The sequence below is a fragment of the Streptomyces sp. NPDC110618 genome, from assembly GCF_055657065.1.
In genome coordinates this window covers 192,270-213,377 of the sequence record NZ_JBVKBN010000006.1, presented here as the reverse complement: position 1 = coordinate 213,377, position 21,108 = coordinate 192,270, and the positions used below count along the sequence as shown (strand labels likewise).

The following is a 21,108-nucleotide window of genomic DNA, read 5'->3' as shown; positions in this document are numbered from 1 at the left end:
CCGCGGGGCCGGGCGTGGGCGACCGGTCAGCGGCTCCGCGCCTCGGCCACCGGGTCGGGCCGGAACGCCCACGCCATCCTCGGCTCCATGACCCCCCGGAAGACCCGCCGCACCGGCGCCGTGCACAGCACCGTCACCATGGCTCCCGCGACGAGCGTCACGACGATCTCCCCGAGCGGCTCGTGCGTCCAGTCCAGGTGCGACCAGTGGTACTTGTTGGCGGCCTGGATGACGAATCCGTGCAGCAGATAGCCGTACAGGGTGCCCGCGCCCAGGGACGTGAACCAGGTGCGGCGGCCCGGCACGAGCGTCAGGAAGCAGGCCACCAGGACCACCGAGCAGCCGAACAGGACCAGCGTCATCAGGGGGCCGTACCAGGCGGGCGCCGCCAGGTCCTCGGCGGTGGTGCGGTGGAAGAACCACGCGTAGTTCATCCGTGGCACCGCCCAGTACGCGACCACGGCCGCGCCGAGGAGCACCGGTACCGCCGCCCGCCGCACCGCGCGGCGGCGCACCAGCGCGAAGTGCTCGGGCTTCAGCAGCAGCCCGAGGACGAAGTACGGCAGGAACTGCAGCGCGCGCTGGAGGTCGAGGTCCTTGCCGATGCTCGGGGTCAGGGTCGCCAGCATCGCGATGCCGAGAGCCACGGGAAGCGGCCAGCGGATGATCCGCCAGATGGGTGTCGTCAGCCGCCAGATGAACAGGGCGGCCAGGAACCAGGTCAGATACAGCGGATCCAGCAGACTGATGTCGCGCCCCGGTTCGTTGTCCGTCCAGCGCGTGAAATAGGTGTACGCCACCTCGAACACGACATAGGGGACGGCGACTCCGGTCAACAGCCGCTTCAGTCGGCTCGGCGTGGCGTCGAAGGTCCGTGAGAAGTATCCGGAGATCACGATGAACGCCGGCATGTGGAACGCGTACACCAGCATGTAGGCCGCGGTGACCGCCCGGCTCTCGTCCCTGAGGGGTTCCCACGCGTGGCCGATCGCCACCAGGACGATGGCCAAGTACTTGGCGTTGTCGAAGAGTGCGTCCCGCTCCTTGACCGACCGGGCAGTCCGTTCCGTGGGCGCGGAGGCGGTGCGGTCGTGTGCGCCGGGGCGGGGTGCCTTCGGCTGTCCGAGTGCGCGCAGGGTGAGCGTTTGCTGATCGAGACCTTCTCGATGGAACCCGGACAGAGCGAAACACCTCTTACTGGAGTTGGCTGTATGACACATGTGCCGACCCGGGTCACCGTAGTCACGCATCTGCAGCCGCGTAAACCCGAACGGTCCTGATGTGACCGCCCTATCTCCCGAGGCCGGTTCGTGCGGGGCGGGTACCACGTATCGCGGTTTCCGAACACACCGCGCGTCGCCGGATAATCGGCGGGGAAACGTCAGATGTCGGGTGTAACCGGACGTATTCGCTCCCGACTTGCGGGAGTGCGGGGAGCGGCGGCAGGGTTCGTTCGTGTGGCAACTCTGCTGATCGTGCACCACACGCCCTCGCCCAACTGTCAGGCACTGTTCGAAGCCGTGCTCTCCGGGGCGACCGCGCCCGAGATCGAGGGCGTCACGGTGGTACGCCGGGCGGCGCTGGCCGCGACGGTGTCCGACGTCCTCGCCGCCGATGCCTACCTGCTCGGTACCCCGGCCAACCTCGGCTATATGTCCGGCGCCCTGAAGCACTTCTTCGACACCGTCTACTACCCCTGCCTGGACGCCACCCGCGGACGGCCCTTCGGCTACTACGTGCACGGCGGCAGCGATGTCACCGGCGCGCTCCGGTCCGTCGAGACGGTCACCACGGGACTGGGCTGGCGCCGTGCGGCCGACCCCGTGACCGTGACGGGTGAACCGCGCAAGGCGGACATCGAGGCGTGCTGGGAGCTGGGGGCCGCGCTCGCCGCCGGCCTGATGGACTGACGGGGAGCCGTGGAACGCCGAACGGCGGTGCCGGAGAACCGGCACCGCCGTGAGCGGGATCAGGCGAGCGGGATCAGACCGCGGTCGCGGGGTACGTCGGGTACTCCACGCCCGAGACGTGCTGCACGACCCGGATGACCTGGCAGGAGTAGCCGAACTCGTTGTCGTACCAGAGGTAGAGGATGGCGTTGTCGCCGTCGACCTTGGTGGCGCCCGCGTCGACGATCGAGGCGTGCCGCGAGCCGACGAAGTCCATGGAGACGGCGTCGGGAGCCGTGGTGAAGTCGATCTGGCGCTTCAGCGGCGAGTGCAGCGAGACGTCGCGCAGGTAGTCCAGGACCTCCTCGCGGGTGGTCTCCCGGGCCAGACGCAGGTTCAGGATGGCGATCGAGACGTCCGGGACGGGGACGCGGATCGAGCTGCCGGTGATCGGGGCCTTGAGGTCCGGCAGTGCCTTGGCCACGGCCGAGGCGGCACCGGTCTCGGTGATCACCATGTTCAGCGGCGCGCTGCGGCCACGGCGGTCCGCCTTGTGGTAATTGTCCAGCAGGTTCTGGTCGTTGGTGAACGAGTGGACGGTCTCCACGTGGCCGCGCAGCACGCCGTACTCGTCGTCCATCGCCTTCAGCGGCGGGACGATCGCGTTGGTGGTGCAGGAGGCGCAGGACAGGATCTGCTCGTCCGGCTTGATCGTGTCGTGGTTGACGCCGTGCACGATGTTTGGGACGTCGCCCTTGCCGGGCGCGGTCAGCACGACCTTGTCGATACCGGGGCGCAGGTGCTGCGAGAGGCCCTCGCGGTCCCGCCACTTGCCGGTGTTGTCGATGAGGATCGCGTCCTTGATGCCGTACGCGGTGTAGTCGACCTCGGACGGGTCGTTGGCGTAGATCACCTTGATCGCGTTGCCGTTGGCCAGGATCGTGGAGGACTCCTCGTCCACGGTGATCGTGCCCTGGAACTGGCCGTGGATGGAGTCGCGGCGCAGCAGCGAGGCGCGCTTGACCAGGTCCTGCTCGCCGCCGCCCCGCACGACGATGGCACGCAGCCGCAGGCCGTTGCCCGAGCCCGCCTTCTCGATCAGCAGCCGCGCCACCAGCCGGCCGATGCGGCCGAAGCCGTAGAGCACGACGTCGCGGCCGCCACCGCGCTCGATCTTGTTGGCGCCGGTGGCCCCGGCGACCGCCTCCGCGGTGAACTCGGCCACCGACAGTCCGCGGTCGTCGGTCTTGTACGTGGCGGCCAGCATGCCGATGTCGATCTGGGACGGGCCGAGGTCGAGGGTGGTGAGCGCCTGCAGGAAGGGCAGCGTCTCGGTGACCGATAGTTCCTCGCCCGCGATCTGCCGTGCGAACCGGTGCGTCTTCAGGATGCTGACCACCGACTTGTTCACCAAGGAGCGGCTGTGCAGCAGGACCGTCACGTCCCGCTCCCGGTGCAGCTTCCCGATGATCGGGATCATCGACTCCGCGATCTCCTCGCGGTTCTTCCAGTTGGTGAACGAGTCGTCGTTGACAGTCACAGGAGTCTCTTTCGAGCTAGAGGGTGCTCATATGCTAACCCGCCTGTTCGAGGGGGGCGCAGGGGGGTCCCGTCCGGCTCGGCGGGCGGCCACGTGCGCGGCGTGGCCGCCCAACTCCGCGTCAGTTGAGGGTGTCGGGGTCCGGACCGGTGCGCAGGCCGCGGTCCAGGGCGGCGAGGGCGGCCATCTCCTCGTCGGCGAGTGTGAAATCGAACACGTCGAGGTTCTCCCGGATGCGGTGCGGGGTGACCGACTTCGGGATCACGACGTTGCCGAGCTGGAGGTGCCAGCGCAGTACGACCTGGGCGGGGGACTTCCCGTGGCGCTCGGCGATCGTGACGATCGCCTCGTCCTTCAGTACCGCGCCCTGGGCCAGCGGGCTCCACGCCTCGGTGGCGATGCCCAGCTCGGCGTGCAGGGCGCGCAGTTCGGCCTGCTGGAGGCCGGGGTGCAGCTCGATCTGGTTGACGGCCGGCACGATCGAGGCGCCGTCGATCAGGCGCCGCAGATGCGCGGGCTGGAAGTTGGACACCCCGGCCGCCCGGACCTTGCCGTCGGCCACCAGGCGCTCGATCGCCTTCCAGGACTCGCGGTAGAGGTCGCGGGCCGGGGTCGGCCAGTGGATGAGGTACAGGTCGACGTAGTCCAGGCCCAGCGCGGCCAGGCTGGCGTCGAACGCCTTGAGGGTGGCGTCGTAGCCCTGGTCGGCGTTCCACAGCTTGGTCGTGACGAACAGGTCCTCGCGGGCGATCCCGGAGTCGGCCAGCGCCTTTCCGGTGCCCGCCTCGTTGCCGTAGATCGCGGCGGTGTCGATGGAGCGGTAGCCGGCCCGGAGGGCCTCGGTGACGGCGGCGGTGGTCTCGGCGTCCGGGACCTGGAAGACGCCGAAGCCGAGCTGGGGGATCTCGACGCCGTTGTTGAGGGTGACGGTGGGGACCGTGGTCATGGTGGTGCTTCCTCAGGGGTGGGGATGTTCTTGTGCGGCTGCTCGATTGCGTCTGGCGCTTACAAGCGACAACAATAGTTGCTTACGCGGGCTAAATGCAAGTGGTGGTGTTCTTGGGGGGAGAGATCGACCGGGATGTCCCGGTTCTCTGAAAGGTTGATAAGAATTTGGGGCCCGGTTGAACACGGCGGGCCCGTGGTGCGTATGGGGGCGAGGGATTTGTATGTCCGCTCGCTCGCCCCCGAACGTAGGAGTACTGCCTTGACACGCAATACGCGCAGGCGCCCGACCGGCCCACGACGCGCGACCTTTGCCGCTTTCGCGCTGATCCTGGGTGGCGGCGGGCTGATGGCCACCAATATCTACGCCTCCGCCACCGGAGGCGACGAAGCCGCCCAGAAGGCCGGGGCCACCATCGACTGCCCCGATGTGGGCGCCGAGTTGACCCAGGTCCCGGATGCGGCCAGAGCCGACGTCGACAAGGAACTCGCTTCCCTGGACGGCCAGATAGCCGAGGCGTACCAGCAACTCCAGGCAGCCACGCAGGAACAGAAGCAGGACTCCGGATTCACCGACAGCTCCATCATGAAGCCGCTGGAGGAGAAGCGCGGCGCCACCATCGAGCGCATCGCGGTGGCGATCGGCAACGCGGGCGAGCGCCCCGAGGGCCTCGAAGCGCTGGCGGGCTGTGAACTGTCCGTCCAGGAGCAGCCGCAGGCCGGCCAGGCCGGGAACGGCCCCGTGGCCGAGGACTTCGTCGACATCAACAGCGTCGAGCCGAACGTGCAGGCGCCGCCCGCCGCACAGAACGCCTCCACCGGCACCTTCACCACCAGCTGCGGCGTCAACGAGAACGGCCTGTTCAACTCGGACAACGTGATCGTCGCCCCGGGTGTCTCCAACGGCGCCCACCACTTCCACGACTACATCGGCAACCAGTCCAACGACGCCTTCGCCAGCGACGAGGACCTGGCCAACGCCGACACCAGCTGCGAGAACCAGAGCGACAAGTCCACCTACTACTGGCCCGTGCTGCGCCTGCAGAACGGCACCCAGGAGCAGGACGCCAACTCGCCCGGCGGCGGTATCGAGGGCAACGCCGGTGAGATCATCACGCCCAAGGAGGTCACCCTGACCTTCCAGGGCAGCCCGCAGGGCGATGTGACCGCCATGCCGCGCCTGCTGCGCATCATCACCGGTGACGCCAAGGCCTTCGTCAACGGGACCGCCAACGCCAACGCGTCCTGGAGCTGCACCGGCTTCGAGGACCGGCAGCTGAAGGACAAGTACCCGCTGTGCCCCCAGGGCAGTGACGTGGTGCGCACCTTCAAGTTCCAGAGCTGCTGGGACGGCCGCAACATCGACAGCGCCAACCACCGCACCCACGTGGCGTTCGCCGCCGCCGACGGTTCCTGCCCCGGCGGCTTCCAGGCCATCCCGCAGCTGGTCCAGCGCATCGTCTACGACGTGGACGCGCCGAGCCTCGACGACGGCGGCCAGACGACCCCGCTGTTCGCCGTGGACTCCTTCCCCGAGCAGCTGCACAAGCCGGTCACGGACCACGGTGACTTCATCAATGTCTTCGACGAGGCGCTGATGAACGAGATGGTCGACTGCATCAACGAGGGCCGCAAGTGCGACGCCGGCGCCCTGCCGGAGGAGCCGCAGAACCCGGGCGAGGGCGACGGCGGTAACAACGACGGCGGTAACAACGACGGCGGCAACGGCGACGGTGGCCAGAACGGCGGCGACGAGGGCAACAACGGCGGTAACGACGACGGCGGCCAGAACAACGACGGCGGTCAGAACAACGACGGTGGCCAGGACGGCGGTCAGAACAACGACGGCGGTCAGGACGGCGGTCAGAACAACGACGGTGGCCAGGACGGCGGCCAGAACAACGACGGCGGTCAGGACGGCGGTCAGAACAACGACGGCGGTCAGGACGGCGGCCAGAACAACGACGGCGGTAACAACGACGCCGGTCAGAACGACGGCGGCGACAAGGACAACGGCGGTCAGAACGACGGTGGTCAGACGGAGCCCGCGACCGAGGCCCCGGCGGACGACCAGCCGACCGACGACGCCACCGCCGACCAGCCGAAGATCGACACCCCTCCGTCCCGCGAGGCCGAGGAGGCCCCGGCCGAGGAGGTCGGCACGGCGACGGCCACGCCGACGCAGACCCAGGCGGCCGTCGGCGCCGACCAGCAGAACAACAACACCGGGACGCAGACGGTGGGCGGCAGCCTCGCCGACACCGGCGCCAAGCTGTGGCCCGCGGCCGCCGGTGCGGTCCTCGTCCTGTGCGGCATCGTGCTGCTGCGCCAGATGAGGCGCCGCGCCTGACCCGGGCCCGCTGCCTCCACAGGTCGGCCTCCCGTCGCGGACGGGAGGCCGACCTGTGTGCTGTGGGGCCTACGCCGCGGACGGCGTGTAGTGCGTCGCCTCGTCGCCCGCGATGACATGGCTGAGGGTGCCGTCGAGCCCGGCGGGGACATCGCCCGCGACCGTCACGCGGTGCAGCAGACGGGGCAGGTCGCCGTAGTCGTCGGGGGCGTAGTGCTGGGTGATGCGGTTGTCGAACACCACCACGTCGCCCGGCGACCAGGCGACCCGCACGATGTTCTCCGGTCGGGTGACGTACGACTGGAACAGGCGCAGCAGGTCCCGGGAGTCGGACCCGTTCAGCCCGACGATGCTCTGCGCGAACCCTCCGATGAACAGGCCCCGTTCCCCGGTCTCGGGGTGGACGCGGACGACCGGGTGGGCGGTGCGGTACGTGCGGGAGACGAACTGCCGACGGTGTTCGGCGGCCTTGTCGCTCTTCGGGGCGGCGTAGTCGTAGTCGTTGGTGTGCACCGCCCACAGCTTGTCCGCCAGCTCACGCAGCGGCTCGGGCAGGTCCCGGTAGGCGGCGGCCGAGTTGGCGATCAGGGTGTTGCCGCCGTAGGGCGGGATCACGATGCCGCGCAGGGTGGTCACCTTCGGCGGGGTGCGGACGAACGTGACGTCGGTGTGCCAGTGGTTGGCACGGACGCCCTCCTCCCCGTCCACGGGCAGGACGTTGGGGCGGCCGTCGGCCGAGGGGACCGTGGGGTGCGCGGTGGTCAGCTCGCCGAAGAGCGAGGCGAAGCGGAGCTGCCCCTCGTCGTCCAGGTCCTGGCCGCGGAAGACGAGTGCCTTGTGCTCCAGGAGCGCGGAGTTGATCTCGGCGAACAGAGCGGGGGAGAGCTCGGCGGACAGGTCGACGCCGACGATCTCGGCGCCGATGCGCCCGCCGATCCGGCGTACGTCGAATCCGGTGCTGGTGGTCATGGGAGGCGTATTCCTTTCGGGTGCGATGGGTTCGGGCGGCGACAGGTTCCGGCAGGTTCAGGCGGTGGCCGGTTCGGCCGGCGCGGTCAGCCGGTTGGCGGGACGGGCGAGCCCGTAGTGCTCGCGCAGGGTGCGGCCGGTGTACTCGGTGCGGAACAGGCCGCGCTGCTGGAGGATCGGCACCACGTGGTCGACGAAGTCCTCCAGGCCGCCCGGCAGATGGGGCGGCATGATGTTGAAGCCGTCGGCGCCGCCCTCGGTGAACCACTCCTCCAAGTGATCGGCCACCTGCTCGGGCGTACCGGCGAACACGTGGTGGCCGCGTCCGGCACCGAGGCGGGCGATCAGCTCGCGCAGGGTGAGGTTGTCGCGCCGGGCGAGCTCGGCGACGAGCGTGAAGCGGCTCTTGTTGCCGTTGATGTCCCGTTCCTCGGGCAGCTCGGGCAGCGGTCCGTCCAGCGGCAGCCCCGTCACATCGGTGCCGAGCATCCCGGAGAGCTGGGCGAGCCCGTACTCGGGGACCTGAAGCTCCGTCAGTTCCCGCTCCAGGGCGCGTGCCTCGGCCTCGGTGGAGCCGATGACCGGGGCGATGCCGGGCAGGATCAGCAACTGGTCCTCGCTGCGGCCGTAACGGGGCAGCCGGGACTTGAGGTCCTTGTAGAAGGCCTGGGCGTCGGCGAGGGTCTGCTGGGCGGTGAAGACGGCCTCGGCGTACTGGGCGGCGAACTCCTTGCCGTCCTCCGACGAACCGGCCTGCACCAGCAGCGGATGCCCCTGCGGGGAGCGCGGCACGTTCAGCGGACCCTGCACCCCGAAGTACTCGCCCCGGTGCTCGATCTCGCGCACCTTGTCGGTGTCGGCGTACACCCCGCGCTCCCGGTCCAGCAGGATCGCGTCGTCCTCCCAGCTGTCCCACAGCTTGGTGGCGACCTCGACGAACTCCCGGGCCCGCTCGTAGCGCAGCCGGTGCTCCAGGTGGGTGTCCTGCCCGAAGTTGCGGGCCTCCTGCACGGTGCCGGAGGTGACGATGTTCCAGCCCGCCCGGCCCTCGCTGATGTGGTCGAGGGAGGCGAACTTGCGGGCGGTGTGGAAGGGCTCGTTGAAGGTGGTGGAGACGGTGGCGATCAGTCCGATCCGCTCCGTGACCGCCGCCAGCGCGGACAGCAGGGTCAGCGGCTCGAAGCCGCCGAGCGCGTTGTAGCGGGCGTTGCCCCACAGGGCGAGGCCGTCGGCGAGGAACACCGAGTCCAGCAGGCCGCGTTCGGCGGTCTGGGCGAGCTGTTGGAAGTAGCGCCGGTCGACGATGCGTTCGGGCTCGGTGCGCGGGTGCCGCCAGGCGGCGTCGTGGTGTCCGGCGTTCAGCAGGAAGGCGTTGAGGTGGAGCTGACGGGGGCGGGACGCGGTCATGGGGATCCTCTGGAGCTGTGGCAGACGGAAGGGAAGGGTGTTCAGGCGCCCGTGGGCACGCGCCAGGAGCTGAGGCGGCGTTCCACGCTCACCAGGAGCTGGTTGAAGGCGACGCCGATCGCGGAGATCGTGATGATCCCCGCGTACATCTGCGGGATCGCGAAGTTGTACTGCGAGGCGTTGATCAGATAGCCCAGGCCCGCCTTGGCGCCGATCATCTCGGCCGCCACCAGCACCAGGATCGACACGGTTCCGGTCAGCCGGATACCGGTGAACATCACCGGCACCGACGCCGGCAGGATGACCTTCTGGAAGAGCCGGGGCGCGGACAGGTCCATCGACCGGGCGAGCTTGAGCAGGGTCGGATCGACGTTGCGCACGGCGCTGATCGTGTTGAGCAGGATCGGCCAGGTGCACGCGTACACCACGATGGAGATCTTCGAGGTCTCGCCGATGCCGAGCAGCAGCACGAACACCGGCAGCAGGGCCAGGGCCGCGGTGTTGCGGAACACCTCCAACAGCGGCCCGAGCAGGTCGGCGACCGGCCGGTACCAGCCGATGAGCAGCCCCAGCGGTACGGCGACGGCCACGGCGATCCCGAAGCCGCTGAACGAACGGACCAGGCTGGCCTGCGCGTTGTCGGCGAGCTGACCGTCCTTGGCCAGCCCCCACCAGGCCTCGGCGACCTCACTGAACGGGGGCAGGAAGGTCCGGTCGACCAGGCCGAGCCGCGGCGCGGTCTCCCAGAGCAGCAGCAGCGCGGCGATGGCCGCGGACTTCGTCACCGTGGTCAGCAGCAGCCGCCCCGCCCGGCGGGCCCGCCCGGCCGACACCGGCGTGGGCTCGGGGGTTTTGACGACCGGGACCCGCGGGACCGCTTCGGTCCGCGTCTCGGTAGTGGTGGTGCTCATACGGCTGCCGCCTCCTTCTCCAACTGCTGGGCCCTGGCCACCTCGTCGCGCAGCAGTGACCAGATCTCGTGCCGGTGCCGCGCGAACTCGGGGCTGGAGCGCAGGTCGTCCGTGGCCGTGCGCGAGCCGAGCGAGACCGGCACGATCTGCTTGATCCGGCCCGGCCTGGACGTCATGACGGCGACCCGCTGCCCCAGATAGACGGCCTCGTCGATGCCGTGGGTGATGAACACGACGGTCTTGCCGGTGCGCTGCCAAATGCTCAGCAGCTCGTCCTGCAGCGACTCCCGTGTCTGCGCGTCGAGCGCCGCGAACGGCTCGTCCATCAGCAGCACTTGAGGGTCGTAGGCGAGGCTGCGGGCGATGGCGACGCGCTGGCGCATACCGCCGGACAGTTCGTGCGGGTGCCGGTCCTCGAACCCGGTCAGGCCGACCAGGTCCAGGAACTCCCGCGCCCGTGCGGCGCGTTGGCGCCGGGGGACCCTGGTGGCCTCCAGACCGAACTCGACGTTGCCCTGCGCGGTGCGCCACGGCAGCAGCGCGTACTGCTGGAAGACGATGCCCCGGTCCAGGCCCGGCCCGGTGATGGGCTCGCCCTCGAGCAGGATGCGCCCCGAGGTGGGCTGTGTCAGACCCCCGAGCAGATCCAGCAGGGTCGACTTGCCGCAGCCGCTGGGTCCGACGAGGACCACGAACTCCCCGTCCGCGATCTCCAGGTCGATACCGTCGAGGGCGGTGAAGCGGCTGCTCTGCCGCTTTCCCGAGCGGTCCTTGACGGTGAATTCCTTCCGTACGTTCTCGAAGACGATGGTCATGGCAGTCAGCTCCGGCCGGTCGCGTCGTTGAATTCGTTGGTGTAGAGGTCCGCCAGGGAGACCCGGCCCTTGTCGATGTCGCCGCGCTCCGACAGCCAGTCGATCCAGAGCTTGAACTCCTTGTCGGTGATCCGGCCCGCCTTCTCGCCGACGCCGAAGGACCGCCAGTACTTCAGGGACTCGGTGTCCTCGTTGCGCTTGCGCCGCTTCACGATGTCCGTCATCCGGGCGATGACCTCCTCGTGCGGAGTGGAGCGCGACCACTCGATCGCCTTGCCGACGGCGGTGACGAAGGTCCGGACGGTCTCGGGGTTCTGCTGGATGAAGCGCTCCGTCATCACGTACGTGCCGGCGCTGAACGCGCCGAGCAGCTCGTAGTCGGTGAACAGCGGCCGGATACCGCCGGTGGCCAGCGCCTTGTCGCGCAGCACGCCGCTGAGAACGGCCACGTCGATCTGCTTCTGGCGCAGCGACTGCTCGGTGTTGACCGGGGGCACCACCAGCGGCTCGACCTTGTCGATGTCGGACGGGGAAAGCCCCTCGCGCTGCAGGTGGATGTCGAGCATGGCCTCGGCGTGCGCGCCGAGGGTGTTCATCCCGACCTTCTTGCCGATCAGGTCCCGAGCCGAGCGGATCGGGCTGTTCTCAAGGACGTAGTAGCCGCTGTAGGCGTGCTTGTCGGAGCCGTAGTAGCTGATGACCGCCTTGACGGGGGCGTTGTTCGCGGCCAGTTTGACCACCGCGCCGTTGAACGCGCCGCCGAAGTCGACCTGGCCGGTCGCCGCGGACTGGATGTCCTGCGGACCGCTGATCGTGTTGCCGACCCACTCCAGCTTCACATCCCCCAAGTAGCCGAGATCCTCGGCGAGTTCGGGCAGCGTCACCTGGCCCGCCCAGCCCTGGTACTTGAGCGTCTTCGTGCCGCCCTTCCCGGCACTGGCACCGGCCGTGCCGCAGCTGACGGCCACTGCTGAGAGACCGAGCAGAGTGAGGAACTGTCGTCGGGTCGATGCCGTGGTGGCCATGAAGGGGTCCTGTTCGAAGAAGCGGGGCAGGGACGTGCGGACGTCGAGCGGCGCGGGGCATGCCGAAGGAGGGCATGCTCCGCGGAGCTCTACGGGTGTGAAGTCACCGGCGTCGTCCGGAGCGCCGGTCAGGAAGGGAGCGAGGAGGAACCGCGCCGGTCAGCGGCGGCGACAGCCGGTGGCACACAGGGCGCGGCACTGACGTCGCGGATCGACGTTCAGGCGCGCGGCGGGGGTCTCGTTCTTGCTCACGGACATGACACTCGCAGCGAAATCCGGCCAGGTCAACGCCGCGAGCGGCCTCGAAGCATTTCTCCACACTGGGACATGCACGCGAAGTACGGCGTTCACAATGCGCGGCGTTCAGCGCACCGACTGCACGGCGTAGAGCACCCCGACGGCGAGGGCGAGGGAGCCGAGCAGGAGCCGCAAACCCGTCTCGGGCAGGCGGGGTTGGAGCCGTGCCCCGAGGTAGCCGCCGATGAGTCCGCCCAGTCCGCAGGCGAGTCCGAGGCCCCAGTCGGGGGCGACGGTGCCGGACTCGGCGAGCGACAGCAGGGCGAAGGCCGTGGCACCGGCCACGGAGGTGACGAAGGTCGCGGCGAGCGCGGCCGGTGCCACCTTGGTGACCGGCATGCCCCGGCCGACCAGGATCGGGCCGAGGATCGACCCGCCGCCGATGCCGTAGATGCCGCCGACGACACCGACGGCGAGGGCCAGCGTGCTCAGGGCCCGGGGGGACGGTTCCCTGCCCGAGGTGTGCTCGGCGGGGCGGAGTGTGCGCAGGACGAGCCACGCGCCGAGCGGCATCAGCAGGGCCGCCACCAGCAGGCGGAAGACCGTGGCGCCGGGCAGGGCGAAGACCCGGATCACGGCGCCGATCAGCACACCGGGCAGGGTTCCGGCCACCAGGCGCCGGGTCAGCGAGCCGCGCAGGAGGCCCGTGCGCGCGTACCGCAGGAGGGCACCGGGACCGGCGACCACGTTGTAGAGGAGGTTGGTGGGGGTGACCGCCGGGCTGGGCACGCCGAGGACGCTGAGCTGCACGGGCAGCAGGAAGACCGCGCCCGACACCCCGACCGGCGCGGTCACCACCGCGATGAGCAGGCCGACGGCCAGCCCGGTCGTCCAGTTCACCAGGTCCACAGGCGTGACCCTACGTCCCCGGCGGGCGGTTCACTCCCCGGGGTCGGTGAAGGACCGGCCGGGCACCGGCTTGGTCACCAGGGCCACGGCGGTGAAGAAGTTGACCTGCCCGATGGCGAAGGTCAGCGTGGCGAGGGTGTGACAGGGAAGCGGGAGAATCCTTCGGGCCCCCGGGGCGGGTGCCTCCGACGCGCACACCCCCATCCCCTCTCCTACGCTCGAAGAGTCAGTGCGCCCGTCGACAGGAGCCCCCGTGGACATCGACACGGTCGCCGATGACCTGTACGCGCTGCGGCCGGAGGAGTTCACCGCGGCGCGCGGCGCCCGTGTGGCAGAGGCCCGCACGGCCGGGGACCGGGCGCTCGCGGACCGGATCGGCAAGCTGCGCCGCCCCAGCCTCGCGGCCTGGGTGAGCAACCTCCTGGTCCGGGAACGCCCGGAGGAGACCGCGGCCCTGCTCCGGCTCGGCGAGGCCCTCCGCCAGGCCCACAGGGATCTGGACGGCGCCCGGCTGCGCGAACTGACCGGTCAGCAGCGGACGCTGATCAGAGCGGTCACCCGCGAGGCGAGGGAACTGGCCGCGCAGGCGGGCCATCCGGTCGGCGACGACGTCGGCCGCGAGGTCGAGGGCACCCTGCACGCCGTACTGGCCGATGCCGATGCGGCGGCGGAATGGGCCACCGGGCGGCTGGTGAAGCCGCTGGAGGGCACGGTCGGATTCCCCGACGTGAGCCCGAGCGCGGCTGTGCGCAAACCCCCGCCCCGTCCCGGGAAGCGCGGCGCCGACACGGAGCTGACCCGGCTTCGCAAGGACGCCGAGGCGGCCCGGCGCGAGCTGCGGGCACGGGAGAAGGAGGCCTCCGCGGCCGAGAAGGAGGCGGCGAAGCAGCGTCGACGCGCCGAGCAACTCAAGGAACGCGTCGGTCAGTTGACCGAGGAACTGAGCCGCGCCAAGGCCGGGCAGCGGGAGGCGTTGGAGGAGGAGCGCCGGGCGCGGGAGGAACTGCGGGCGGCGGAGCGGCGGGTGCGGGAGGCCGGCCGCCGGGCGGAGACGGCCGCCGCCCGGCTGGCGGAGCGTCAGGGGTGACCACGGGTGTTGATGCACGCCTTGGCGACCACCTGGATGTGGAACGTGTGGGAGCCAAGACCGTGCGCGATCCCCATGAACAGGAAGGCGAAGTGCCCCAGCCCCCGGGCACTCGTGATGCCGCCGATGTCCAGCTGGGACTCGGGCGGCCCGCCGATGTCGGTGAGCAGGTCGCCCGTCGCCCGCTTGGCCTCCGTGTCGTCGCCGTGGAGGAAGACGGTGCTCGGTCCGGCGAGCCTGTCGGACATGCCGACGCCCACATCGATCAGCGGGGTACCGGCCAGGGCAGGGGCGCCGATGGAGCGCAGCAGCCCGACGGAGATGTTGCCCGGTGTGGGGTTCACCAGGACCTCCGCGTGTGCGGCGGTCTCGTCCGGGTCCGTCACGGGAAGCCCGAGGTCCTTGTGTTCGTCCCCATCGGGCCGCGGGCCCGGGTCCCGGGGAACCGAAGTCGTAGTCCCCTGGTCCGGGGGGAGCAGGCCCCGGCCCGGTGCGTACGCCGCCGTGAGTACACGAGGTTGCTCCTGCCGTCAGACGTCCTCCGGGCGTCCGCTCGCCAGTCTGGACCGCATGAAACTCAGCCGACCCGCACGGCGGGCCACCCTCGTCGTCCATGTCGTCGCCTCCGCCTCCTGGCTCGGGCTCACGCTCGGTCTGCTCGCCCTGGGCGCGACCGCGGCGAGCACCGGTACGCCGGTGACGGTGGAGGCATCGGTGCGGGCCATGAAGCTGTTCGCGGACTGGCTCCTGCTCCCCGTCGCGTTCCTGACCCTCCTCAGCGGCCTGCTGCTCGCCCTGGGCACACAGTGGGGGCTGGCCCGGCACCGCTGGGTCTACACCAAGTTCTGGCTGACCCTGGTCACCACGGCAGCCACCGCCTTCGCGCTGCGCCCCGGCGTGAACGAGGCGGTCGACGCCGTCTCCGCGGGCGGACCCCTGCCCGACGCCGGTGAGGTGCTGTTCGGCCCGATCGTCTCCCTGACCGCGTACGTCTTCATGACCGTGATCTCGATCCTCAAGCCCTGGGGCCGGACCCGCCGCGGACGCCGCCTGCGCGCCGCCGCCGGCCGGGACGGGGTCCGCCAGGCGGCCTGACTGGCGGCGCCACCACCTCCGGGGGACGATTTGACCCGGAGGACGCCATGAGCGACCAGGCTTCGCAGCCCCCACCGACAGCGCAGCCCGCGCGGGACGAACCCGCGCAGGACGAGCCCACGCCACCACCGGCCCGATGGCGTGGGCAGCTGCGTGTCACGCTCCCCGGCTGCTGGGGCGCGCTCCTGCTGGCCTGCCTGTCCTTCACCCCGTCGCTCCTCCCGCGCCCAGGCGTGCTGCAAGGCCTCATCTGCGGGATCTCCGCGGCCATCGGCTACGGCCTCGGTGTCCTCGCCGCCGTCGTCTGGCGTGCCTTCGCCGACCGTGACCCGCGTGAGCCGCGCCGTTGGTCGTGGCCGGTGTTCTGGATCGGCGGGACCGTCCTGTTCGCCGTCGCGTTCGGACTCGGCCAGTACTGGCAGCACGAGATCCGCGACCTCATGGGCGTACGGGAGTACAACGTGCTCCAGGCGGTCCTCTCACCCCTGATCGCCCTGCTGGTCTTCGCCCTGCTCCTGCTCCTCGGGCGCGGAGTGCGCGCCGTGTACCGCTGGGTGTCGCGCCGGCTGATGCGCTGGATCGGCGAGCGGGCCGCCAAGGCGGTGGGCTGGCTCCTCGTGGCGGCCACGTCCTGGCTGCTGATCAGCGGACTCCTCCTGGAGGGCCTGGTCGGCGCCGCCAACGAGGCCTTCTCGCTCAGGGACACCGAGACCCCGGAGGGCATCCGGAAGCCCACCACGAGCACCCGCTCCGGCGGACCGGGCTCCCTCGTCCCCTGGGACTCCCTGGGCCGGGAAGGACGGGTCTTCATCGGCTCGGGCCCCTCCGCCGCCGACATCACCCGCTTCAGCGGGGAACCCGCGCAGGAACCGGTGCGCGCCTACGCCGGCCTCGACACGGCCGACGACACCGAGGAGCGCGCCGCACGCGCCGTCGCCGACCTGCGCCGCGCCGGGGGCTTCGAGCGCGGGTACCTCCTGGTCGCGACCACCACCGGCAGCGGCTGGGTCGACCCGGCCAACGTGGACAGCTTCGAGTACCTCACCGGCGGCGACTCCGCGATCGTCGCGCTCCAGTACTCGTTCCTGCCGTCCTGGCTGTCCTACCTGGTCGACCAGTCCAAGGCGCGGGCGGCGGGCCGCGAACTGTTCGACGCCGTCTACGACACCTGGTCGAAACTGCCCGCCGACGAACGCCCCCGGCTCTACGCCACCGGCGAGAGCCTCGGCTCCTTCGGCGGCGAGACGGCCTTCAGCGGTGAGTACGACCTCAGCAACCGCACCTCGGGCACCCTCTTCTCGGGCCCGCCCAACTTCAACTCCCTCTACCGGGAGTTCACCGACCACCGGGAGTCCGGCACCCCGGAGGTGCAGCCCGTCTTCAAGGACGGCCGGACCGTGCGTTTCGCCAGCGACGCCCGCGAGCCGATCCCGCCGGCCGACGGACCCTGGGACAGCAACCGGGTCCTGTACCTGCTGCACGCCTCCGACCCGATCGTGTGGTGGGGCCCGCACCTGATCCTCGACGAGCCGGACTGGATCGGCGAGGCGCCCGGCCGGGACGTACTGGAGGACATGTTCTGGGTGCCGTTCGTGACCTTCTGGCAGATCACCGCCGACCTGCCATTCGCCACCGAGGTCCCGTCCGGGCACGGCCACCGGTACCGCAGCGAGTACGTGGACGCCTGGAACGCCGTGCTGCGCCCGCCCAACGTGACGGAGGCGGACCTCGCCCGCCTCCGGGAGATCATCGGGTAGCGCCTCACAGGGTGCGGACGACGCGGGCGGGACTGCCGACGGCGACCACACCTGCGGGCACGTCCCTCGTCACCACCGAACCGGCACCGATCACCGAGTCGTCGCCGATGCTGACCCCGGGCAGTACGATCACCCCGCCGCCGAGCCACACATTGTCACCGATGCCGATCGGGCGCGCCGCCTCCAGCTTGTCGCGCCGCGGCTGAGGCTCCAACGGGTGTGTGGGGGTGAAGAGTTGGACGTTCGGCCCGATCTGGCAGTCCGCGCCGATGGTGATCGCGGCGACGTCCAGCGCGGTGAGGTTGAAGTTGACGAAGGTGCGCGCGCCGATGGTGATGTTGCTGCCGTAGTCGACGAACAACGGCGGCCGTACGTGCGCCTGTTCCCCCAGGGAGCCGAGCAGCTCGGCGAGGATCTCGTGTGCCTTGCCGGGGTCCTCGGGGTAGGCGGCCTGGAAGCGGGCCGAGAGCCGCGCGGCCCGCTGCTGCCGGTGCGCGATCTCCGGGTCGTCGGCGATGTAGAGATCACCGGCCCGCATGCGTTCGAGGTTGGTCCGTGGATCGTCCGCGAAGTAGTCCGTCGCCATGTGTACGACCGTACACTTCGCGCCTTGGCTTGACCTTGACGCAACGGCAACGTTTCTACTGGCCGCATGCGGAGCCGAACGTGGTTGCTGAGGAAGGCCGTGCGCTGGTCGTCGGCGGCGCTGGTGCCGGGCGAGCTGGTGCTGATCCTGTGCCTGGCCGGGGGAGTGTCGGTCCCGCCCGCCGCCCGGACGGTGACGCGGTCGGCGGCGCTGCTCCTGCTGATCGCGGCGAGTGCCCTGCTCTTCCTCGACCACCGCCGCCACCGCCGCGCCGGACTGGACCGCCGTACGGCCCTGCGCGCGGCGATCGCCGACACGGTCCCGGCGCCGGTGCGCAGACTGACCACCCACGAGGTGTTCCTCTCCACCAGCTTCCTGCGCTGGATCACCCGCCGCGGCCCGCACGGCGTACGCGCAGGAGACGTGGCCGTTCCGTACGCGCCCGGTCAGTCGGCGACGATGTTCGGCTTCTTCTTCGTCTGCGTGGTGGAGACGGTGGCCCTGGCCTTCCTGATCCCCTGGCCGGTGGTGCACGCGGTGACCCTGGTCCTCGACATCTGGGGCTGCTATTTCGTCATCGCCCTGCACGCCTCCTGCGTGGTCCGCCCGCATGTCATCGCCTCCGACGGCTCCCTGCGGCTGCGCTACGGCGCCCTCCTGGACATCCGGGTCCCGGCCGACCGCATCGCGTCCGTCCGCGTGGAGCGCAGCTTCCCGGAGGGCAGGCCGGGCGCCGTGGACGCCGACGGCGTGGCGGACATCGCCGTGGCGGGCCAGACCACGGTCACGGTCGAACTCACCGAGCCAGTCGCGTACGTCCGCCCCCTGGGCAAACTCGCCGAGGCCCGCGTCCTCCGCTTCTACGCGGAGGACGCGGGCGGCGCGGTGGCGGCACTGAGGGAGGCGCTGAGGAGTGCCCAACAGCGCCGTCAGATGCCGCAGTTGGGCGCGGACCAGTAGGGGGAGGGGTCGAAGGCCACGTGGGTGTGGTCGTTGTGGCCGGGGTAGCCCGGGCCGAGGATCTCCGAGAAGCCGTGCGTCCGGGCCTGCTGGGCGAGCCGGCAGAAGGACGGGGAACCGGTGAGGTCGGCCGCGTCGCCGTACAGGTGGCGGCTGGTGGCGGACCCGCCGACGGCTCGGTTGCAGGCGTAGGAACGGAAACCGCTGGAGACGCTGATCGGGACGTCACCGAGAGCGTGCCGCATGGCCTCCAGCTTCCACATGGTCTTCAGCGCGTTGGCCTTGGCGGTCGCGGCCGACACGGCTCCGCCGGACCAGTCGGAGTTGCAGCGGTTGAGCTCGCCGTAGCTGAAGTGGGCCGGGGTGCAGTCCGGGTCCTGGAGGGTGTAGATCTTGCCGAAGGTCTGCGGCCCCGCGACCCCGTCGGCGGGCAGGCCGTAGGCGGCCTGGAACTTCTTCACGGCGGCGGCGGTGCGGGCGCCGTACTGGCCGTCGTAGGACAGCCGTTCGCCTGAGGTGACCCAGCCCGCCACCCGGATCTGCAACTGCGTGACATCGCCGCCGGAGGAACCCTGGGACAGGGTGCGGCTCCACGTGTAGCACTCGTCGGCGTGCGCGGCACCGGCGGTCGCACCGACCCCGAGTACTGTACCTGCCGTGATCATGACAAAAGCGAGGAGGGAACGTGCCGTCCGTCTGAACATCCGACCTCCAGTCCGTCGACTGCTCTCGATTGCAGCCAGACTGAAGGTCCGCGCTACGCGCGTCAACAGGCCACTTGTGGCGAGCTGGTGAAGGTCCGTCAGCCCGATGGACTGCTACCGTCCCGATCGTGCCCGGCCTGATGGACGTCCCCGGCTACCCCCGGAGGGGCTGCGGGGGCGGATGAACGCCACGATCCGGTCCTTCAACTGGGGGATGGTGGCGGTGGGTGCGCCACTCGGGGGAGTGCTCGCCGATCAGGTGGGCTATCGGTTCGCCCTGTGGGTCGGGCTGACGGGTGCCGTGGCGCAGGCGGGGGTGCTCGCGGTGTCGCGGGTGCGGGAGGCGCGGGGCGCGGACGCGGCTGCCGGTGCGTGAGGGCGTGATCAGTTCTCGGAGCGGACGAAGACCGGCTTGAGGAGCTTGCGTGGCAGGGCGTTCGGCAGGTCCGCCCAGTCGATGACGTCGGAGACCACCTTCTCCGGGTTGACCTTGCCGGACGCGGCCAGGGCGAGCGCGTCGGGCATGTGGGCGCGGACGTTGTCGCGGGCGATGCGCAGGGTGACGCCCGTGAGGTACATGTCGAGCAGGGGCAGTTCGCCGGGGCGGAAGTGGTTGCCCGCGCTCTCGCAGATCCCTTCCGGGGCGAGGCACTTGACGGTCAGAGCGAGCTGTTCGACGCGACCCGTCGCCTCGACGGCGATGCCGAAGCCGTCTTTGTGCGCGGCCGGTTCGAGGGCCTCGGCGGTGGTCGCGCCGAAGTCCTCGGCGAGCGCCCGGTGGTGCGGGTCGGGGTCGACGTAGAGGACGTCCGAGGCGCCCAGCGCACGCGCGATGTCGCACACGTACAGGCCGATACTGCCCCGGGCGACGACCAGCACCCGTGCGCCGGGGCGCGACCTGAGGTGCGGGGCGACCAGGCGCCAGGCGAGGGACCAGTTGTCGCTGGCGGAGGCCATGGCGACCGGGTCGAGGCCCGCGGGGAGCTTGACGAGCATGGCGTCGGCGTACGGGACGCGGACCAGGTCGGAGAAGAGTCCGCCCCAACTGCCGCCGATGGGGGCGCCGTACATCGCCATGTACGGCACGCTCGCGCAGTGCGCGGTCAGGCCCTGCCGGCAGCGGTCGCAGGTGCCGCAGCTGATGGACCAGGGCACGACGACCAGGTCGCCGGGGACGACGGCGGTGACGGCGGCGCCGGTCTCGACGACTCGGGCGACGCACTCGTGGCCGAGCGCGAAGGGCGGTTCGATGAAGCCGTGGCCGGCCAGGATGGAGGAGTCCACGTCGCAGGGGGTGGCGGCGACGGGGGCGACGATCGCCTCCCGATCGGAGCGGAGTTCGGGGTCGGTGGCCTCGCGCCACTCGACGGTACGGCGGGCGACGTAGGTGAGCTCACGCACGGGTGGCCTGCTCCTCCGCCGAGTTCTTCGCCAGGGCGACGAGTTCCTCGTACCGGATGACGGACCCGCCCGCACCCCACGTGCCGTCCGGCTGCTCGTGCACCAGCACCCAGACGCGCAGCGCCTCCTCCTCCCCGAGCCCGGCGGCGTCCAGGACGACCCGCGTCGCGTCCTTCACGAGCCCGGCCTTCCGCCGCTCGGACAGCGCGCCCTGCGGGACGGTGACCTCCACGAGGAACCTCGGTGCCGCGTCTTCCGCGGTGACCTGTGCGCCCTCGGGCAACTCGACGAGGTAGCTCCACGCCTGCGCCCGGAAGAAGGCGGTGTCCGGTGCGCCTTCCCACTTCAACAGCACGGCAGCCGAGTCCTGTTGGACGGTCCGTCGCCCTTCGTCGGTGAGCGAACCAGCGGGCACGGTGAGCCGAATCATCGGCATGGGGCATACCTCTCTCCCGGCGCGGTCTATAACGAGTGTTATAGACCGAGCGTCACGGTAGACTATGACGGTCGTTATAGCCAGG

At 70.5% G+C, this 21,108-nt stretch carries 19 protein-coding genes and 3 pseudogenes; 7 read left to right on the top strand and 15 right to left on the bottom strand.

Translation table 11 applies throughout. The features are described from left to right. Positions 1-26: 26 nt before the first annotated feature. Complete coding sequence (locus ACZ7L7_RS14165) at positions 27-1,136, bottom strand: acyltransferase family protein (protein WP_285512757.1); 1,110 nt, start codon at positions 1,134-1,136, stop codon at positions 27-29. 321 nt (positions 1,137-1,457) lie between these two features. Between ACZ7L7_RS14165 and ACZ7L7_RS14160 the strand changes: the two genes are divergently transcribed. Beyond that, on the top strand, positions 1,458-1,910 hold the full coding sequence (locus ACZ7L7_RS14160) for a flavodoxin family protein (protein ID WP_472075924.1): 453 nt from the start codon (positions 1,458-1,460) through the stop codon (positions 1,908-1,910). Positions 1,911-1,983: 73 nt separating this feature from the next. On the opposite strand, the gene ACZ7L7_RS14155 is transcribed toward ACZ7L7_RS14160, so the two are convergent. Together ACZ7L7_RS14155 and ACZ7L7_RS14150 are read right to left on the bottom strand one after the other, a co-directional pair. Beyond that, a complete protein-coding gene (locus tag ACZ7L7_RS14155; protein ID WP_285512578.1) occupies positions 1,984-3,429 on the bottom strand; it encodes a glyceraldehyde-3-phosphate dehydrogenase in 1,446 nt (481 codons plus the stop codon). A gap of 121 nt (positions 3,430-3,550) precedes the next feature. Continuing rightward, entirely contained in the window at positions 3,551-4,375 is an 825-nt protein-coding gene (locus ACZ7L7_RS14150; RefSeq protein WP_285512577.1) for an aldo/keto reductase, read from the bottom strand. A 348-nt stretch (positions 4,376-4,723) separates the two neighbouring features. Between ACZ7L7_RS14150 and ACZ7L7_RS14145 the strand changes: the two genes are divergently transcribed. Then, entirely contained in the window at positions 4,724-6,724 is a 2,001-nt protein-coding gene (locus tag ACZ7L7_RS14145) for a DUF1996 domain-containing protein (protein WP_472076042.1), read from the top strand. 69 nt (positions 6,725-6,793) lie between these two features. Here the strand turns inward: ACZ7L7_RS14145 and ACZ7L7_RS14140 are convergent, their stop codons facing one another. The 7 genes and pseudogenes from ACZ7L7_RS14140 to ACZ7L7_RS14110 all read right to left on the bottom strand — a co-directional run. Beyond that, positions 6,794-7,693: a TauD/TfdA dioxygenase family protein gene (locus ACZ7L7_RS14140; protein WP_453607274.1), complete on the bottom strand. Its 900-nt coding sequence runs from the start codon at positions 7,691-7,693 to the stop codon at positions 6,794-6,796. Between the two features lie 57 nt (positions 7,694-7,750). Continuing rightward, positions 7,751-9,100 (bottom strand): LLM class flavin-dependent oxidoreductase, encoded by a 1,350-nt coding sequence (locus tag ACZ7L7_RS14135; RefSeq protein WP_285512575.1) that lies wholly within the window; start codon positions 9,098-9,100, stop codon positions 7,751-7,753. Between the two features lie 41 nt (positions 9,101-9,141). Continuing rightward, positions 9,142-10,011 carry an ABC transporter permease gene (locus ACZ7L7_RS14130; RefSeq protein WP_472075921.1) on the bottom strand — a complete coding sequence of 290 codons (870 nt, stop codon included), beginning with the start codon at positions 10,009-10,011 and terminating at the stop codon, positions 9,142-9,144. After that, positions 10,008-10,826 (bottom strand): ABC transporter ATP-binding protein, encoded by an 819-nt coding sequence (locus ACZ7L7_RS14125; protein ID WP_285512573.1) that lies wholly within the window; start codon positions 10,824-10,826, stop codon positions 10,008-10,010. The genes ACZ7L7_RS14130 and ACZ7L7_RS14125 overlap by 4 nt, the downstream gene beginning before the upstream one ends. A gap of 5 nt (positions 10,827-10,831) precedes the next feature. Next, positions 10,832-11,851, bottom strand: a complete 1,020-nt coding sequence (locus ACZ7L7_RS14120) for an ABC transporter substrate-binding protein (RefSeq protein WP_453607279.1) — start codon at positions 11,849-11,851, stop codon at positions 10,832-10,834. Between the two features lie 363 nt (positions 11,852-12,214). Further along, a complete protein-coding gene (locus ACZ7L7_RS14115) occupies positions 12,215-12,988 on the bottom strand; it encodes a sulfite exporter TauE/SafE family protein (protein ID WP_285512755.1) in 774 nt (257 codons plus the stop codon). A gap of 39 nt (positions 12,989-13,027) precedes the next feature. Then, positions 13,028-13,132: pseudogene (locus ACZ7L7_RS14110) on the bottom strand (carboxymuconolactone decarboxylase family protein); the annotation flags it as partial. 118 nt (positions 13,133-13,250) lie between these two features. Here ACZ7L7_RS14110 and ACZ7L7_RS14105 point away from each other — a divergent pair. Continuing rightward, positions 13,251-14,084 (top strand): hypothetical protein, encoded by an 834-nt coding sequence (locus tag ACZ7L7_RS14105; protein ID WP_453607282.1) that lies wholly within the window; start codon positions 13,251-13,253, stop codon positions 14,082-14,084. Here the strand turns inward: ACZ7L7_RS14105 and ACZ7L7_RS14100 are convergent. Further along, positions 14,075-14,494, bottom strand: a pseudogene (locus tag ACZ7L7_RS14100) (NAD(P)-binding domain-containing protein); the annotation flags it as partial. The gene ACZ7L7_RS14105 and the pseudogene ACZ7L7_RS14100 sit on opposite strands and share 10 nt — an antisense overlap. Before the next feature lie 160 nt (positions 14,495-14,654). Between ACZ7L7_RS14100 and ACZ7L7_RS14095 the strand changes: the two are divergent. Together ACZ7L7_RS14095 and ACZ7L7_RS14090 are read left to right on the top strand one after the other, a co-directional pair. Continuing rightward, a complete protein-coding gene (locus tag ACZ7L7_RS14095) occupies positions 14,655-15,179 on the top strand; it encodes a DUF2269 family protein (protein ID WP_472075919.1) in 525 nt (174 codons plus the stop codon). 47 nt (positions 15,180-15,226) lie between these two features. Continuing rightward, on the top strand, positions 15,227-16,936 hold the full coding sequence (locus ACZ7L7_RS14090; RefSeq protein ID WP_453607287.1) for an alpha/beta hydrolase: 1,710 nt from the start codon (positions 15,227-15,229) through the stop codon (positions 16,934-16,936). Positions 16,937-16,940: 4 nt separating this feature from the next. Here the strand turns inward: ACZ7L7_RS14090 and ACZ7L7_RS14085 are convergent, their stop codons facing one another. After that, the gene (locus tag ACZ7L7_RS14085; RefSeq protein WP_472075918.1) at positions 16,941-17,522 is read right to left on the bottom strand and encodes a sugar O-acetyltransferase; all 582 of its coding nucleotides are present in this window, start codon (positions 17,520-17,522) and stop codon (positions 16,941-16,943) included. A 66-nt stretch (positions 17,523-17,588) separates the two neighbouring features. Between ACZ7L7_RS14085 and ACZ7L7_RS14080 the strand changes: the two genes are divergently transcribed. After that, a complete protein-coding gene (locus ACZ7L7_RS14080) occupies positions 17,589-18,482 on the top strand; it encodes a hypothetical protein (RefSeq protein ID WP_471429695.1) in 894 nt (297 codons plus the stop codon). Here ACZ7L7_RS14080 and ACZ7L7_RS14075 read toward each other — a convergent pair. Next, positions 18,452-19,186 (bottom strand): D-Ala-D-Ala carboxypeptidase family metallohydrolase, encoded by a 735-nt coding sequence (locus ACZ7L7_RS14075; protein ID WP_472075916.1) that lies wholly within the window; start codon positions 19,184-19,186, stop codon positions 18,452-18,454. The two genes, ACZ7L7_RS14080 and ACZ7L7_RS14075, sit on opposite strands and share 31 nt — an antisense overlap. Positions 19,187-19,346: 160 nt before the next feature. Between ACZ7L7_RS14075 and ACZ7L7_RS14070 the strand changes: the two are divergent. Further along, positions 19,347-19,562, top strand: a pseudogene (locus ACZ7L7_RS14070) (MFS transporter); the annotation flags it as partial. A gap of 8 nt (positions 19,563-19,570) precedes the next feature. Here the strand turns inward: ACZ7L7_RS14070 and ACZ7L7_RS14065 are convergent. Both ACZ7L7_RS14065 and ACZ7L7_RS14060 read right to left on the bottom strand, forming a co-directional pair. Beyond that, positions 19,571-20,587: a zinc-dependent alcohol dehydrogenase gene (locus ACZ7L7_RS14065; protein ID WP_472075914.1), complete on the bottom strand. Its 1,017-nt coding sequence runs from the start codon at positions 20,585-20,587 to the stop codon at positions 19,571-19,573. Next, a complete protein-coding gene (locus ACZ7L7_RS14060) occupies positions 20,580-21,023 on the bottom strand; it encodes a tautomerase family protein (protein ID WP_472075912.1) in 444 nt (147 codons plus the stop codon). Before ACZ7L7_RS14060 ends, ACZ7L7_RS14065 begins: the two co-directional genes overlap by 8 nt. Between the last annotated feature and the right edge of the window lie 85 nt (positions 21,024-21,108).